Below are 16,660 nucleotides of genomic sequence, written 5' to 3' on the forward strand. Positions count from 1 at the left end.
AATGAGATTTGAAACTTCCACTATAAAAGATATTGCTAAAGCTTTGGGGCTCTCTACATCAACAGTTTCCAGGGCTTTAAGAGACCGTTACGAAATTAGTGAAGAAACTAAAAAGCTTGTTCTAGCCTATGCGGAGAAGGTAAACTATCGTGCAAACCCAATTGCAAGAAGCCTAAAAGAACGCCGGAGTTATTCTATCGGAATCATCGTTAGTGAAATTGCAAACAACTTCTTTTCGCAGGTTATAAATGGGATAGAATCGATTGCATATGATAGAGATTACCACGTAATTATTTCTCAAAGCCATGAGTCGTATAAACAGGAAAAACTCAACGTAGAGCATTTAGCTTCCCGCTCCATTGATGGCTTATTGATTGCCTTATCTTCGGAAACGCAGGATATAGATTACTTGAGAGATTTGTACTCCAAAGGATTACCCATAGTTTTCTTTGATCGGGTACCCGAAAATTTTGAAACCCACAAGGTAATTGCCAATAATTTTAAAGGCTCTTTTGATGCCACGGAACACTTAATCCTATCGGGAAAAAGAGTGATTGCGCACTTAACCAACTCTGAAACCTTATCCAATACGAAAGAAAGATTAGAAGGTTATAAGGCTGCTTTGAGTAAATATCATATCGAATTTAAACCCGAATTGGTAAAGTATTGCCAACATGGAGGTATGCACAGCGCCGAATTGGAGCAAGCAGTTAAAGAACTTTTGCCCTTAAAACCTGATGGTATATTTATTTCTAGTGATAGATTGACTACAGGCTGTATTTTGGCACTGAAAAATACCAATCCAGAGGTTGCCCATAAAATTGCAATTGCTGGTTTTACCAATTCGAATTTAGTCGAATTATTTTCCCCTTCCTTAACCTCCGTTAAACAGCCCGCTTTTGAAATTGGACAGGTCGCTACCGAATTGCTCATCTCTATGATTGAGGCCAAAAGACCTATAACCGAATTTGAAACCAGAGTTTTAGATACTGAATTGGTTAGAATGAAGAAAAACTTAGGAAATAGATATTTATAATCCAAAGCGATTATCAGGCATTCCAAAACTCAAAACGCTTAACTCCAAAGTAATTATTACCTTTGCGCCATGGTAGAAATCGTATTAAAAAAGGGCAAAGAAAAAGCGGCGTTACAAAGACATCCATGGGTATTTTCCGGAGCATTAGAGAAAGTAAAGGGAAAACCTGAAGATGGAGATGTGGTAAAGGTTTTTGCCTTCGATAACGAATTTCTAGCTTATGGATACTTCAACAGCAATTCTAGAGTTGCCGTTAGATTATTAGAATGGGATGAAACGCAGATCATTGATAAAACTTGGTACGAAAACCGGTTGAAACAGGCCATTGCATCACGCCAGTTTATTTTAACGGAAGAAACCAATACCTGCCGACTTGTTTTTAGCGAAGCCGATTTTTTGCCTGGATTAATAGTAGATAAATATGCTGATTTTCTCTCTTTTCAAATTTTAAGCTCGGGGATTGAAAAGGTTAAAAATGAAATCGTGGAGATTCTAAAAGCAGAACTTAACCCAAAAGGAATTTTTGATAAAAGTGATGCCACTGCTCGTACTCATGAAGGTTTGCCAATAGAAAACGGGGTGATTTGGGGCGAAAATCCGCCAGAATTATTAGAAATAAAAGAGAACGGAATCATCTATAACATCAATATCGCCGAAGGACAAAAATCTGGATTTTATTGCGATCAACGCGATAACAGAAAAATTTTGGCGAGTTATACAAAGGGTAAAAAAGTTTTAGATTGCTTTAGTTATAGTGGCGGTTTCAGTCTAAATAGTTTAGCCACTGGTGCAAAAAGCATTGTAAGCGTAGATAGTTCTGCACTTGCGGTAGAAACTTTGAAACAAAATGTTGTGCTAAACAAATATGATGAAACTAAGGTAACTACAATCCAATCTGACGTAAACAAACAACTTCGGGCATTTAAAGAAGCTGGCGAAAAGTTTGATATCATAGTTTTAGATCCACCAAAATATGCACCATCGCGTTCTGCTTTGGATCGGGCGGCGAGAGCTTACAAAGACCTGAATCGTTTGGGAATGCTGCTTTTAGAAAAAGGCGGTTTACTGGCTACATTTTCATGTTCAGGCGCAGTAGACATTGAGACTTTTAAACAGATTATTGCTTGGGCTGCTTTAGATGCAGGCAAGGAAGTTCAAATTATTAAGCAATTTTGCCAGCCTGAGGATCATCCGGTAAGGATTTCTTTCCCTGAAGGTGAATATTTAAAAGGGCTGTTGTTAAGAGTGCTTTAAATTTCGCTTGCTAGAATATTGGGCTTTCTTAATTATGTGGAAAGCAAGAGCATTGCTCATTTTAATGTTTGTCCCATTCCAAGAAAACAGGTTAATGGGTTTTATTAGCCTTTCAACTATCATTAATAGTGGTTGCAGATCGTAAATTTTGGCTAAAGCCCTGGATGCTCATAAATTGTTCCGTTGGTTGAAACCAACGGCAAGGATATGGCAAGTGGTTAGCTGTTCGAGATGTTAGCGAAGCGCACTCGTAATATGGATAAAACTGGATTTGTTATCCAGCAAATACGCTCAGCTTTTAAACAAAGGTTTTAAGCTCCCTCTTAAGCTTAGCCAATATTCTACTTATATTTTCTTAAATGTCTTAGGTGGTAAATAATTACCAAACTAAAATTTTAGCTGTTCGAGATGTTAGCGAAGCGCACTCGTAATATGGGTAAATCTAGATTTATAATCCAGCAAATGTGCTTAGCTTTAAACAAAGGTTTTAAGCTCCCCTCTAAGCTTGGCCAATATTCTACTTATATTTTCTTAAATGTCTTAGGCGGTAAATAATTACCAAACTAAAATTTTAGCTGTTCGAGATGTTAGCGAATCGCATCTCGTACTACTGATAAAACTGGATTTGTTATCCAGCAAATACGCTTAGCTTTTTAACAAAGGTTTTAAGGTCCCTCTAAGCTTAGCCAATATTCTACTTATATTTTCTTAAATGTCTTAGGTGGTAATAGTCACCAAACTAATTTTGTATGTAGAAATAAAGATTAAACCTCCTCCGAGCTTTCTGGCAACTGATCGTACTCACCTTTCACGGCATAAAATCCGAAAATCACCAATCCAATACTTATAGGGAAGAAAATAAAAAGAATAATTGCCCATTGTAAAATGGTATTCGTTCGCTCTATTTCGGTATGGGTTAGGCCTACTTTTTGTATGGCCTGTACAATTAAAAATGCCATTGCCAGCGGACCAGCAATCATCCAAATTACACCCAAAAATTTCTTTAACGCGTTCATATTTTCTATTTAATCGTTAATGTTTTCATCTCTTTTATTGGATAAATAAACCGTTCCAATAATCAAACTTAGTGTTGCAATCCCAATGGGATACCACAACCCTGATAGCGGAGTTGCGCCGGCAAAACTTGCAATAAGTGTTGCAATAAAGGGTACTAAGCCACCAAAAACCCCATTGCCAATATGGTAAGGTAAAGACATGGATGTGTATCTAATTTTAGTTGGAAAAAGTTCAACCAAGAAAGCTGCAATTGGTCCATAAACCATGGTTACCAAAAGAATTTGAAAGAAAATTAAGCCTACAAATTTCCAGAAAACTGGAGTAGGGAGAACTTTATCTCTCATAATTTCCTTAACAGGTAAAGGTCCTTTTGTAATGGAAATGGTATCTGCTTGCACGATATTAAAAGAAGCTCCGTTTTTCAGTAAAACTTTAGTGGTTACTGTTTTTAAACTGTCTTGAGTTCCTTCAATTAAAACAGATTTCGTTATAGGTGATGAAGATAAAATATCGGCCTTTTCAATTTTAGTGAAATCGGTATCATCCAAAAACATCTGATAAATTGGGCGATAAAAAATTATACCCAAGAGCATTCCAGTCAACATAATCCATTTCCGACCAACCTTATCGCTCCAGGCACCAAAAATCACAAAGAAAGGTGTGGCAAAAGCGATTCCCCAAAGTAGAATATATCTAGAATCGTTAAAATCTAATTTACAGGTGTTCTCCAAAAATGACTGTGCATAAAACTGACCTGTGTACCAAATAACACCTTGCCCCATGGTAGCACCGAACAAAGCGAGCAGTACCATTTTGAAGTTTCCTTTATTGTTAAAGCTTTCTTTAAGTGGGTTTTTAGAAATATTCCCTTCGGCCTTTAACTTAGAAAACATGGGCGATTCGTGCATCTTCATGCGGATGTAAATAGAAACCACTACCAACACAATGGATAGTAAAAATGGAATTCTCCAGCCCCAATCGCCAAAAGTTTCAGCGCCTAAAATATTTTTGGTAATAACAATTACACCCAATGAAAGGAACAAGCCTAAGGTTGCAGTAGTTTGAATCCAGCTGGTAAAAAAGCCTCTTCTGTTTTTAGGAGCATGTTCGGCTACATAGGTTGCCGCTCCACCATACTCTCCACCAAGCGCAAGACCTTGAATCAACCTTAAAATTAAAACCAGAATTGGAGCAGCATAACCAATGCTTTTATAAGATGGAATTAAGCCTATTAAAAATGTTGATCCTCCCATTAAAACCAGCGTTAATAGAAAAGTATATTTCCGGCCAATCAAATCTCCCAATCTCCCAAAAACTAATGCACCAAAAGGGCGAACAATAAAACCAGCAGCAAAAATAGCAAGTGTGTTAATTAGTGCTGAAGCACCTGCATCCTCCGGAAACAATTGGTGACCGATAATTACAGCAAGGCTCCCGAAAATATAAAAGTCGTACCATTCTATTAAAGTGCCCAGAGAGGAGGCTCCAATAACTTTGAAAATATTATTCTTGGGTAGGGTTTCGCTCATAAAATAGGAATATTTGGTTTTCTAAGATAAACATTTGTAGTGCAAAACGGTAACTCAGTTTTTTGCTTAGTTAAATTGTTACAAAATAAAACTTTTCGGCTTTTCTTTTGTATGTTCAATTGTTAATCCCAATTTATGCTTTTAATACAGAATATTAGACTGAGTAGAATTTTAAGAAACACCTGGCAGGTAGATTTAATTATGATTGCATCCTGCACTGTGGCATATTTAGTAAGAGAATATTTAATTGCCCATCATTTCGAAATTCCATCCATCATTCCAACGGTTTTAGGAACTGCCATAGCCTTTTTTATTGGTTTCAATAACAATCAAGCCTACGATAGATGGTGGGAAGCTCGTAAAATATGGGGTGCTTTGGTAAACGATTCCCGTTCATTTGCCAGAAACTTAATTAATTATGTAGATAAGGATGATGAAGCAATTAAGCGAATGGTTTATCGCCACATTGCCTTCTTGTATGCTTTGAAAGCAAATTTATGGGGTACTGTAGATGAAATTTACATCAAATATTTAAGTGAGGAAGATATGAAAGAGATGGATAAACATAAAAATAAGCACAACGCACTCTTAAATATCCAATCTAGAGATTTGCAGAAATTATCAAAATCTAATGCAATTGATGGTTTTCGATTTATCGAAATAAATGAGATGCTTACCCGCTTTTCTGATTCGATGGGCATGAGTGAAAGAATTAAAAATACCATTTTCCCAACAACATATACTTACTTAACCAAAGTTTTTATCTGGCTATTTGTGGTTACTTTTACATTGGTTATTAGCCAATCGGCAGGTATCGCTTCCATCTTTTTAGGCTGGTTAATCGGCTTTGTATTTGTATCAACCCAAATAAACGGGATGAGTTTGGTAGATCCCTTTGAAAATAATTCTGCAGGTGTTCCGCTTAATCAAATTACCCGTACAATAGAAATTAATCTCTTACAAATGCTTGAGGAAGATGAAATTCCGGAGCCTGTTAAACCTATAAATGACGAATATATTCTTTAATCCTTGTGCGTAACTTTCTTCCCAATAAAAATGAGAAACAGAGATAGCAGATAGAAAATGATTAAAACTACGATTGCGTTTATGGTGGCCTTCGGATAGCCCAGATCAGTTACATTTATAAATGGGTAAGGATATTGTCCAACTATAGCGCCTCGGATTACCACAAAAACAACATAAAGCAAAGGGTAAATCATCCAAATTTTTGCCTCTTTGTATTCCAGTTTAGTCTTGTCTACATAGAAAATCCAGAAGGCAATAAATATTAATGGATCAACTACATGCAACATTTCATCAGCTACTCTTGCCCAGCCTACAGGAGAAACTAAACCACGCAAAATCGCATTGTAAACTAAACTAACCACTGTAATATAAACGGTTATTGCAGTTAGGGTTGTCGATTTTGCAAAGAACTTACCCAGTGAACTTTCCTCAAAAAGCCATAAAGTTGTAAAGCACAGTGCGACAATTATATTGGTGGTTACGGTAAAGTAAGACAAGAATAATTTAAGCGTTGCAGAGTAATCACCATTAAATAGTTTTAGGCTTACATTAAACTGAAGGCTGATGGCGAACCATGCAATTAGCGCTGCAAGCATAATAAATACCTTTCTGCCGGTTAAAGAATTCATAAATTGATATTGAGGATGATTGAAACTTTAAGCACAAAAAAATATGCTTACCTAAAACTAAGATAAGCATATATATAACAAAATTAAATTAAACGCTAATAGCGTAAACTAACTATTAGGTGTATTTCTTAATTTAATTGGTTTTTTGGTATTCTTTTTCATTTTTAGGTTTAACATCTCTACCAATACAGAGAAAGCCATAGCGAAATAAACGTAACCTTTAGGGATATGTTGATCCAAGCCCTCTGCTAAAAGCGAAACACCAATTAGGAGCAAAAATGAAAGTGCAAGCATTTTCACAGTTGGGTGTTTATTTACAAAACCGCTAATTGAGCCTGCAGAAATCATCATAATAATTACAGCAATTACCACAGCTGCAATCATAATTTCGATGTGCTCTGCCATCCCTACGGCCGTAATTACCGAGTCGAGAGAGAATACAACATCCAAAATTAAAATCTGTACAATGGTTGGCCAAAACGAATGCGCTTTCCTATTCCCTTCCGAATCTTCTTCACCCTCCAATTTATTGTGAATTTCGTGAGTGCTTTTATAGATTAAGAACAATCCGCCAACAATCAAAATTAAATCACGACCAGATATTGCCAATTTCTCGAACCAGTCGCCACTCGTTATTCCCACCCAACTGCCTAAGTTAAATAAGGGAGAGGTTAAGGTCATTACCCAGCTTAAAGATAATAATAGAAGCACTCTGGTAATCATTGCCAAACCTAAACCCAACTGACGGGCTTTTTTCTGCTGGTTTTCTGGAAGTTTTCCTGAAAGAATTGAGATGAAAACAATATTGTCTATGCCCAATACAATTTCTAAAACGGTAAGCGTTAGCAAAGAAATCCAGGCTTCTGGCGTACTTAAAAAATCCATAATTATTTTATCTGATAAGGCGAAGATATAAAAGGCAACTGATTTATTGAACAGTTTTTGCTCTAATTAGTTTGGAGGTTTACATTTAGGCTAGAACCAAATATCTCAAAGGTTCAAATTGAGAAATGATTCTAATGACCCGATTTTTCGATCTCTGCTTTTAATTTTTCTTCCAGCAAAATAGATTTTGCTTTAAAATCAGGATCAGAAAAAGAGATATTTGCCGTTGCATATAAGATTTTACCATCCCTGCCAACTAAAATATTTGATGGAAAACCATGATTAATATTCAGTTTTCGAAGCTCTTCTTTTGTTAAACTTACAACTTCATATTTGTAACCATTACGATTTTGAAAACGCTTGGCCGATGATGGCAAATTGTAAGTAATTGCAATAAATTTTACTTTTTGTTTAGCGTATTTATCTACAAGTTTGTTCAGCTCAGGCATTTCTGCTATACAAGGTGGGCACTTTTCAAACCAGAAATTAATAAGGACAATCTCGTTTTTTAATGCCTCTCTTTTAAAAGAGATTTTATTTACAGTTAGTCCTTTAAAGTCTGGTAAATCTTTCCCAACCAAGTCTTCAAAAAATGTTTCTTGTGTTGCCCATCTTACTGGAGCATCCTGTGCTTTGGCAAAAAATGAGGTCGCTAATAGAAGGAAAGTGACTATATAAGTTTTCATGGAGAAGGCTAAAGATAAAAAAAGTCCTGCCAAATGCTGGCAAGACTTCATTAGTTATTTAGCTTGGAAATTTTTATTTAAAAGTAACTGAACCGTATTCTGTTTTAATGGAAACATTTGCAGAACCTCCGTTTCCAATTTTACCAGAATATTTCTTCGTTTCATCATCTTTACTTACTTGCGAAGACGAAACATTTGAGCCATATTTGAACCCTGCATAAGACGTTGAAAGGTTAAAATTAGCATTATAATTATTTGCAAAACCTAAACCAACACTAACATATTCGCCATTAAAGGTGAAGTTTTTACAGGCTGGCGTAATCTCCGCAACAGATAATCTATTGTAATCCATATCTATATTTGCATCGCCATTTAAATTGCCTAAACTCACATTTGTATATTCGGTTTTCAGCGCCAGCTTGCCCACATTTGCCATAGTTAAACTGCCATATCCCTGCTGAATTACCGTATTCCCTTTTACACTATTGATGTTGATTTTTGCGTATTCTGTATGCAGCAACAAGTTGCCACCAATATTGCCAACAGTTAAACCCGATCCATATTCAACTTTAATATCTGCCGATTTTCTAATGGTATTAATGTTTACCGGAACATATTCTGCAGAGATTTCTATTGTACCTACCGAGCCAATATTTACACCGCCACCATATTCGTGCTTCACAATTGCAGCATTTAAATCTTGAACGGTAGTTTTACCATATTGAACATTAATATAATTATTGGCGTTACTTAGATTGCCCGCAGTAAGGTTTCCGTATTGAACTTTTAAAGATGTCGGCCCAGAGAAATCGCCCATATCAACATTTCCATATTGCTGTTGTACGGTTAATGGGTTAATCGCAGGCATGTATAACGTATAAATAACCTTAACTTCTCTTCTCCAAGTAGTTACGCCATTTTTAACCCCACGACCATAACGGCCATTCTTTTCGCCCATATTTGTTTTAATAGAAACTACATCGCCGGTTTTATTGGCGTCAATCGATACATCATCAATTAACTTTTGAGCATCGTTTTCCGAATTACTGTAAGCTTTGATATCGATATCGACGCGAACCTCTTTCTTATCCCAAGTTTTAATTACAATGGCTCCGTATTGATTGTTCAAATTAACCTTATCATTATTATCTACACTAAAACTTTTACTGAAAGATTTAGATCGTTCGGCATCACTACCAGTCTGTACCGTTGAGGTTACACTAACGGATGCATTTACAGAGGAAGATACTACAGTATTTACTGCGTAACTTTCTGATGGATTATTTATCACTACCACCTGCTGGGCAGAGGTTTTTACGGCGATGAAAGCCATAATGGCCAAGAATATTTTTATTGTTTTCATGTTTGCTAATTGTTAACATTTTTTGCTAAAAACCTGCCGACCGGCTTTAGCGATTAAATGTGGTGAGCGTAATTTTGGATCTAGTAGAAGGTATCAAGACAGCATAGCTTGATTCAAGCGCTTTGGTCTTTTCCCTTTAGTCTTTCTGCTTAATTATATTTGATTAACTCTTTTATAATCGTCAACTTGGTTAATAATCATTAATTGTTGTTTCAATAATTGGAGTTGGATTTCGCGATTTTTCACCATTGCTTTTACCACATAAAGTTGGTTTGGCGTATTTGGCAGCTCTGCTTTTAAGCGCTCGTAATCTTCATCCAGTTTTCTTAAATCAGAGGTAAACTTTTTATACAAATCTGGATTTGCAGATGCAAAAATTGCTAAGCTATCTCTCTTTTCGGTAATTAAACCAGCGTAATGGCCTTCCTTTTTAGCATAAGCTGAATTTACATCAGCGATTTCTAAATCTCTGTTTTGCATTCTTCCTGCGTACAGCCAAACTAAACCGAAAACAACAACTATAGCTGCCGCTGCACTCATCCATAAGTACAGCTTTATTGGCTTTTTTTTCTTTTTGTTATCTAATTCAAGTTCAATCTTTGCCCAAAGCCCTGCAGATGGCTCAAAAGCATCAAAAGATCTGCGGTTTTCTTTAACAAAGGTTTCTAATCTATTATTCATCTCTCATCCCTTTCTGTTCTAAAATACTTTTTAACTTCTTTTTGGCTCGCATATATTGCGTGCGACTTGTGTTTTCACTTATTTTTAAAATGTGCGCTATTTCTTCATGGTCGTAACCTTCCAATAAATATAAACTCAGCACAACTCTATAACCATCGGGTAACTCCGTAATTGCATTTCTAATTTCATCAGCCTGCAATTTTACTTCATAATCATCTGCACTAACCTCATCAGGTATTTCCGAAATCTCATCTGTACCCACAAATTCGAACTTACGTTTGCGCAGATAGTTGATGGATTTATTAATAACAATCTGCTTCAGCCATAATCCAAAAGTGGTTTCCTGTCTAAAATCTACAATTCTGGTAAAGGCATCTAAAAACGATTCTTGCAAAACATCTTCAGCTTCTTCTTCGTAATTTAGAATGCGCAAGGCAACATTGTACATCGCCTTAGCATACAGCTTGTACAATTCAAACTGCGCAGCCCGGCTTCCCTGCATGCACTCTTTTACTAATTCTAGGTTTTTATCGATGTAAACAGCTTCCAAAATTTCGAATATTCTGATTATAAGACATCAGGGATTTTAAAACGTTGCATCAAGGTAGAAAAAAAGTTTAAATTAACCCCTAAATCCCCTGAAGGGGACTTTGCCTTTCTATCGTTTATGTCTTGCGGAATAATTGGCTGTTGATTTTAAAAGTCCCCTTTAGGGGATTTAGGGGGTTAGAAAAGCAGCTTTAGAAGCATTAAGGCTATTTCAGTCCCGCTTTCGTTGCAATCTTTTGTGAGTGTTATCGGTTTTGTTAAGGGATGTACATCAAAAGTATTTCCACACCAATCGGGTTTATTAAACTGAGGTCAATCGCTATAAACCTAAACCTTTCCATCGCAAAACCGTTCTTATGGAAAACCTACGCTCACTTCATCATAAATTTGAAAACAGGAAACAAACAATTAACTTCATGCCATGGAAATCGATTTAATCACTTCAGTAATAAACGAGCTACATACAAAAGCAAACCAAGCCTTAGAAAATAAAGATGCTACAACTTATGCTTTGTTCTTTGATGATGGTTTGCAGTTTACCTCAGCAGAAGGAAAAACGCTGAACAAAAGAGATTTTATTTACGATCTGAACAAATTTTTCAAATCGGTTAAGCGCTACGAGACAAGTCAGTATAGAATTAAATCAGCTTTTGAGGAGGAGATTTTTACCGAAAAAATTGCTCGTAAATCGATTATCATCAAGCCTAATTTATTGATTTTGTCTAAAAAGCAAACCATCCAAACCGAAGAAATTTACGATTGGAAAAACATCAAAGGCGAATGGAAAGTAATAGCGGTTGAGGTGGTTTTAGAGGAAAAGTATTAATGCTAAGCAGAGTGAAGAAACACATCGGCAGGGATGCTAAAATAGTTCTTTAGCTTCTGCGCCATTTTTAAAGTGATATCTCTTTTGCCTGATAAAACTGCTGACACATGGCCCTTACTGCCAATAATGGACTCTAAATCCTTTGCCTTAACGCCCATTTCGTTCATCTTAAATTTGATCACTTCTAAAGCATCTAACTCAGGCAATTGATAATTTTTTTCATCAAAATCCTTAATCAAAACGATCAACAATTCTAATTCATCATTCTCAGGCGTATTGGGTTCAGCATGAAAAATTTCCATTAACCTCATTGATGCTTTATTATAATCTGATTCGGTTTTTAATATTTTCCAGTTCATATTATACTTCTTTACTTGTTAAAATTTTAGTGTCGAATGCAACTGTTTCAACATCTATTTTATCATATTCATGATGTGTTCCAAACCAAATAACATAACAGGCTTGTTGTGTAAAATTGATGGAAACAACTAACCTAAAATCATTCCCTTTGATGTTGAAAACCACTCTGTTGTTTGCTACAATACTGGCATTTCCATAAAAGCTTTTTAGCTGATTAAAGTTATGAATCTGTATTTTGCTAAATTCATTAAACCAGACCGATAGTGGTATTTCTGCCAATGGATATGTTTTTACATAGTACAATATGGTTTTCTTTACCAAAATTTTCATCAATCAAATATAACAAAAGTTTTCAAAATGCAAACATTTAATGTTTTATAGCAACGCTTTAAAAAGCTTTGCGTATTTCATTAACTTTAAAACAAAATCGGTATTTTTGCCGCTTAATTTAGTTTACAATATAATATGTTAAGAACAGTAACTTGTGGTGCACTTACCCTCAGTAACTTAGGCGAAAGTGTAACTCTGTGTGGTTGGGTACAAAAATCAAGAGATTTGGGCGGTATGACTTTTATTGATATCCGCGATCGTTATGGTATTACACAGCTTGTTTTTAACATGGATGATAATCGTCAACTTTGCGAAGCAGCACGTATATTAGGTCGCGAGTTTGTAATTAAAACAACAGGTACAGTTGTAGAACGCAGTAACAAAAACCCAAAAATGTCTACTGGTGATGTAGAAATTAAAGTTTCTGCATTAGAAATTTTAAATGTAGCAAAACTACCTCCATTCATGATTGAAGATGAAACCGATGGTGGTGATGAGTTGCGAATGAAATATCGTTACCTGGATTTACGCCGGAACCCCGTTCGCAATAACTTGGTTCTTCGTCATAAAATGGCACAATCTGTTCGCCGTTATTTAGATGCTTTGGATTTTATAGAAGTAGAAACTCCTGTTTTAATAAAATCTACACCAGAAGGTGCTCGAGATTTCGTAGTGCCAAGCAGGATGAACGCTGGTGAGTTTTATGCTTTACCACAATCGCCACAAACTTTTAAGCAATTGCTTATGGTTTCTGGGTTTGATAGATATTTTCAAATTGTAAAATGTTTTAGAGATGAAGATTTAAGAGCAGATCGTCAACCTGAATTTACTCAGATAGATTGCGAAATGTCATTCATCGAACAAGAAGATATCTTAAATACATTCGAAGGCTTAATTCGTACGTTATTTAAAGAAGTTCGCAATTACGATTTACCTGAAGTACCAAGAATGCAGTATGCTGATGCAATGCGCTTATATGGTTCTGATAAACCAGATACCCGTTTTGAAATGCAATTTGTAGAACTTAACGATTTAGTAAAAGGCAAAGGTTTCCCTGTTTTTGATAACGCAGAATTGGTAATCGGCATCAATGCAAAAGGTGCTGCAGGTTATACACGTAAACAATTAGATGAGTTAACAGATTTCATAAAGCGACCACAAATTGGTGCAACAGGATTGATATATGCCCGCCATAATGATGATGGCACAATCAAATCATCAGTAGATAAATTCTTTAACGAAGATGATTTAAAACAATGGAGCGAGGCTTTTGAAACCGAAAAAGGCGATTTGCTTTTAATCATGGCTGGTTCAACCGATAAGGTTCGTAAGCAATTAAACGAACTTCGTTTAGAAATGGGTAACCGTTTGGGCTTACGCGATAAAAATAAATTTTCTGCCCTTTGGGTATTGGATTTCCCACTTTTAGAATGGGATGAAGAAACGGAACGTTACCATGCAATGCACCACCCATTTACTTCTCCAAAACCAGAAGATATTGCAATGCTAGATACCGATCCTAAAAACGTTCGTGCTAATGCCTACGATATGGTAGTTAACGGAACTGAAATTGGTGGCGGTTCTATTCGGATTCACGATAGAGCATTACAGGCTTTAATGTTTAAACATTTAGGTTTCAGCACCGAAGAAGCTCAAAAACAATTTGGTTTCTTAATGGATGCCTTCGAATTTGGCGCACCTCCACATGGTGGAATCGCATTTGGATTTGACCGCTTAACCTCAATTTTTGCAGGTTTAGATTCAATCCGTGATGTAATTGCATTCCCTAAAAATAATTCGGGAAGAGATGTAATGATTGATAGTCCAAGTACAATTGATGATAAACAACTCAAAGAATTAAAAATCAAAACTGATTTATAATCGATAAAAATTATCAAAACACTTCACCAATTTTAATTAAACTTTGGTGAAGTGTTTTCTTTTAAATTATTTCTGCTTTTCTGCCCAAACATCCATTTTTGCCTCAAAAACAGATAACGGCAACGACCCATCTTTTAAAACTTCTGTATGGAAAGCCGCTAATTTAAACTTGGCTCCAAGTTCTTTTTCATATTTGGTTCTGAGCTCCCTTATTTTCATTGCACCAGTTTTATAGCCTAATGCCTGTGCCGGAATGCCCATATAGCGTTCAATTTCTGCCGTCGCACCTTCCGTGCTTATGGCTTCATTGTCCATCATATATTTTATAGCTTCTTCTCTACTCATGTTCTTGGTATGGATGGCTACATCAACAACTAAACGAATGGCCCTGTGCATTTCATCACCCAGTGCGCCCATGTGCTGATAAGGATCTTGATATAAGCCAAGTTCTTTACCTAAAGATTCACAATATAAAGCCCAACCTTCTACATAAGCGTTATGTCCACCAAAACGGCGAAAATTTGGAAGCCGTGTATTTTCTTGAGTTAAGGAAATTTGGTAATGGTGACCAGGAATTGCTTCGTGCAAGAAAAGAGATTCCATACCCGAAGTGGTGTTAAACTTAGTGGCATCCAGAATTGGAACATAAAATATTCCTGGACGTTTCCCATCTGCAGAACCTTGATTGTATTCTGCACTTGCAGATGCTGCTCTAAAAGCTTCCGTCTGGCGAATTTCAAATGGCGTTTTGGGTTCATGATCAAACATCTTTTTCAAATTCGGTTTCATCCGCTGATGAATATTTTCAAAAGCATCTAAAATTTCTTTCGGATTTTTGTAAGGCATAAATTTTTTATCTGTTTTCATGTACTCAAAGAAAGCTTTTAAGTCTCCTTTAAAACCAACCAGATTTTTAATGCTATCCATCTCGCCTTTAATTCTAGCTACTTCTTTTAAACCTGTTTGATAAACTTCTTCTGGTGTTTTATTGGTAGTAGTTTGCTGTTTTACTAAATAAGTGTACCATTCCAAGCCTCCTGGCATTGCAGAATAACCCGACGTGGTTCTCGCTTTTGGCAGATATTCGTTCTGCAAATAATCTCCCAATTTTTTATACGTTGGAATAATTACCGTTGTAATCACATTGCGATATTCTTCAGTCAGCTTTTGTTTATCTACTGAAGAAAAACTTGCTGGCAATAATTTTATTGGCCCATAAAACAAACTTTCTTCTGGCGACGCCACAACCATACTTTGCATTTGTGGAATCATTTTAACCACCAATGCCTTTGGAAGAACAATACCCGAACTTGCTCCTTTTTTAAAATTGGCAATCGCGGTATCTGCCCAAATCGAAAATGCCGAAACCCTCTTTAACCAATCTTCGTAGTTTTTAACCGTTTTAAAAGGCTGTGCTCCCGTTCCCGAACCTAGCTGACCAATCGTTAAAGGCAATGCAAACATTTGGTTAAATGGCAAGTATTCTGAATGGTATTTCAAACCCTCAATGTTCATACTTAATTGATCCTTTAAGTAATCAAATGATAGTTTGTCGTTTGCATCAAGACTTTCTCTATCGTAATTACCTAAGCTATCTAAATACTGCTGATTGAAATTTCTATATTCTTTAATAAACGCCTGTGATCCATCATTCGCCAATTGGTCGTTATAACGTTCATCGCCAATGTACGTCGCCGAAAGTGGATTTAGCTTTAATCCGTCTTGATAATACTTTTCGCAAAGTGCAGAGAAGGCTTTGTTTTCTACATTATTTTCGGATTTGCTTTTTTGTTTACAAGCCATCAATACAGAAATGCAAGTGGCGAAAAGAAGGATTTTCTTCATTAGGTTTGGTTTAGGTTAATCAAAAATAGTAAAAATCAGATTGTTTTTGTTACTTCTTGGAGATCAAGGAGATTTTTGCAGATTTTTTTTCTAAAATCATTAGAGTTTTGTAGTATCTCCTTTTATCTGCGTGATCAGCGAAAATCAGCGGGAACTTCATGTCGGTTAGTAGCATTTTATTCTCCCGCAGATCATGGAGATTTTCGCAGATTATAGAATGTGTAAATCTGTAAATCGCTTACCATTCATTTTACCTATATTGGAATAATCATCCTCATAAGACTTTAATAATTTTAACAAATGGATGAAAACGATCTTTCTTATCAAATTAGGGGTGCAATCTTTACAACTTACAATGCACTAGGCCCAGGACTATTAGAGTCTGCTTATGAAGCAGTATTAGCACATGTGCTAACAGATAGTGGTTTGAATGTTGAACGGCAAGTCCTGCTGCCGATAATTTTTAATGATATTGAACTCGATGCAGGTTATAGGATAGACTTATTGATAAATAAGTTGGTTATTCTTGAAATAAAATCTGTTGAAACTTTGGCACCTGTACATCATAAACAGGTATTAACTTATTTAAAGCTTTCGGGTTTAAGATTAGGATTGCTCGTTAACTTTAACACCGTTGATATCAAGGATTCGATTCATCGAAAAGTTAACGGCCTGTAATTATGCGTTGTAAAATCTGCGTCGATCTGCGAAATCAGCGGGAGATATTTTTCTAGCAAATTATTATTCTCCCGCAGATCATGGA

17 protein-coding genes are annotated in these 16,660 nt (G+C 36.0%); 6 read left to right on the forward strand and 11 right to left on the reverse strand.

Translation table 11 applies throughout. The annotated features are described in order from the left end of the window. Position 1: 1 nt before the first annotated feature. Both H7U22_RS15145 and H7U22_RS15150 read left to right on the forward strand, forming a co-directional pair. Complete coding sequence (locus H7U22_RS15145) at positions 2–1,036, forward strand: LacI family DNA-binding transcriptional regulator (RefSeq protein WP_187072183.1); 1,035 nt, start codon at positions 2–4, stop codon at positions 1,034–1,036. A gap of 69 nt (positions 1,037–1,105) precedes the next feature. Beyond that, complete coding sequence (locus H7U22_RS15150; RefSeq protein WP_187072184.1) at positions 1,106–2,290, forward strand: class I SAM-dependent rRNA methyltransferase; 1,185 nt, start codon at positions 1,106–1,108, stop codon at positions 2,288–2,290. Positions 2,291–3,054: 764 nt separating this feature from the next. Here H7U22_RS15150 and H7U22_RS15155 read toward each other — a convergent pair. Beyond that, the gene (locus tag H7U22_RS15155; protein ID WP_187072185.1) at positions 3,055–3,306 is read right to left on the reverse strand and encodes a DUF6814 family protein; all 252 of its coding nucleotides are present in this window, start codon (positions 3,304–3,306) and stop codon (positions 3,055–3,057) included. Between the two features lie 9 nt (positions 3,307–3,315). Next, positions 3,316–4,836, reverse strand: a complete 1,521-nt coding sequence (locus H7U22_RS15160) for an MFS transporter (protein ID WP_187072186.1) — start codon at positions 4,834–4,836, stop codon at positions 3,316–3,318. Between the two features lie 135 nt (positions 4,837–4,971). On the opposite strand from H7U22_RS15160, the gene H7U22_RS15165 reads away from it, so the two are divergent. After that, positions 4,972–5,862, forward strand: coding sequence for a bestrophin family protein (locus H7U22_RS15165; RefSeq protein WP_187072187.1), 891 nt, complete (start codon positions 4,972–4,974; stop codon positions 5,860–5,862). Here H7U22_RS15165 and H7U22_RS15170 read toward each other — a convergent pair. The 6 genes from H7U22_RS15170 to H7U22_RS15195 all read right to left on the reverse strand — a co-directional run bounded on the left by H7U22_RS15170 (position 5,859) and on the right by H7U22_RS15195 (position 10,608). Continuing rightward, positions 5,859–6,491, reverse strand: coding sequence for a Pr6Pr family membrane protein (locus H7U22_RS15170; RefSeq protein ID WP_187072188.1), 633 nt, complete (start codon positions 6,489–6,491; stop codon positions 5,859–5,861). The genes H7U22_RS15165 and H7U22_RS15170 overlap by 4 nt on opposite strands. Before the next feature lie 108 nt (positions 6,492–6,599). Continuing rightward, positions 6,600–7,376, reverse strand: a complete 777-nt coding sequence (locus tag H7U22_RS15175) for a TerC family protein (RefSeq protein WP_187072189.1) — start codon at positions 7,374–7,376, stop codon at positions 6,600–6,602. Between the two features lie 131 nt (positions 7,377–7,507). Further along, a complete protein-coding gene (locus H7U22_RS15180) occupies positions 7,508–8,062 on the reverse strand; it encodes a TlpA family protein disulfide reductase (RefSeq protein ID WP_187072190.1) in 555 nt (184 codons plus the stop codon). 73 nt (positions 8,063–8,135) lie between these two features. Further along, entirely contained in the window at positions 8,136–9,425 is a 1,290-nt protein-coding gene (locus H7U22_RS15185; protein ID WP_248284765.1) for a hypothetical protein, read from the reverse strand. A 153-nt stretch (positions 9,426–9,578) separates the two neighbouring features. Then, a complete protein-coding gene (locus tag H7U22_RS15190) occupies positions 9,579–10,106 on the reverse strand; it encodes a hypothetical protein (RefSeq protein WP_248284766.1) in 528 nt (175 codons plus the stop codon). Further along, on the reverse strand, positions 10,099–10,608 hold the full coding sequence (locus H7U22_RS15195) for an RNA polymerase sigma factor (protein WP_379017624.1): 510 nt from the start codon (positions 10,606–10,608) through the stop codon (positions 10,099–10,101). The genes H7U22_RS15190 and H7U22_RS15195 overlap by 8 nt, the downstream gene beginning before the upstream one ends. A 468-nt stretch (positions 10,609–11,076) precedes the next feature. On the opposite strand from H7U22_RS15195, the gene H7U22_RS15200 reads away from it, so the two are divergent. Then, positions 11,077–11,481, forward strand: coding sequence for a hypothetical protein (locus H7U22_RS15200; RefSeq protein WP_187072192.1), 405 nt, complete (start codon positions 11,077–11,079; stop codon positions 11,479–11,481). A gap of 2 nt (positions 11,482–11,483) precedes the next feature. On the opposite strand, the gene H7U22_RS15205 is transcribed toward H7U22_RS15200, so the two are convergent. Both H7U22_RS15205 and H7U22_RS15210 read right to left on the reverse strand, forming a co-directional pair. Further along, on the reverse strand, positions 11,484–11,840 hold the full coding sequence (locus tag H7U22_RS15205) for a helix-turn-helix domain-containing protein (protein ID WP_187072193.1): 357 nt from the start codon (positions 11,838–11,840) through the stop codon (positions 11,484–11,486). A gap of 1 nt (position 11,841) precedes the next feature. Then, positions 11,842–12,171, reverse strand: coding sequence for a type II toxin-antitoxin system HigB family toxin (locus H7U22_RS15210; protein ID WP_187072194.1), 330 nt, complete (start codon positions 12,169–12,171; stop codon positions 11,842–11,844). Positions 12,172–12,306: 135 nt separating this feature from the next. Between H7U22_RS15210 and aspS the strand changes: the two genes are divergently transcribed. Then, positions 12,307–14,052 (forward strand): aspartate--tRNA ligase, encoded by a 1,746-nt coding sequence (aspS, locus tag H7U22_RS15215; protein WP_187072195.1) that lies wholly within the window; start codon positions 12,307–12,309, stop codon positions 14,050–14,052. Between the two features lie 66 nt (positions 14,053–14,118). Here the strand turns inward: aspS and H7U22_RS15220 are convergent, their stop codons facing one another. Continuing rightward, positions 14,119–15,897 (reverse strand): DUF885 domain-containing protein, encoded by a 1,779-nt coding sequence (locus H7U22_RS15220; protein WP_187072196.1) that lies wholly within the window; start codon positions 15,895–15,897, stop codon positions 14,119–14,121. A 300-nt stretch (positions 15,898–16,197) separates the two neighbouring features. On the opposite strand from H7U22_RS15220, the gene H7U22_RS15225 reads away from it, so the two are divergent. Further along, the gene (locus H7U22_RS15225; RefSeq protein ID WP_187072197.1) at positions 16,198–16,575 is read left to right on the forward strand and encodes a GxxExxY protein; all 378 of its coding nucleotides are present in this window, start codon (positions 16,198–16,200) and stop codon (positions 16,573–16,575) included. Positions 16,576–16,660 lie beyond the last annotated feature (85 nt).

The organism is Pedobacter fastidiosus (assembly GCF_014306625.1).
GTDB classification, from domain to species: Bacteria; Bacteroidota; Bacteroidia; order Sphingobacteriales; family Sphingobacteriaceae; genus Pedobacter; species Pedobacter fastidiosus.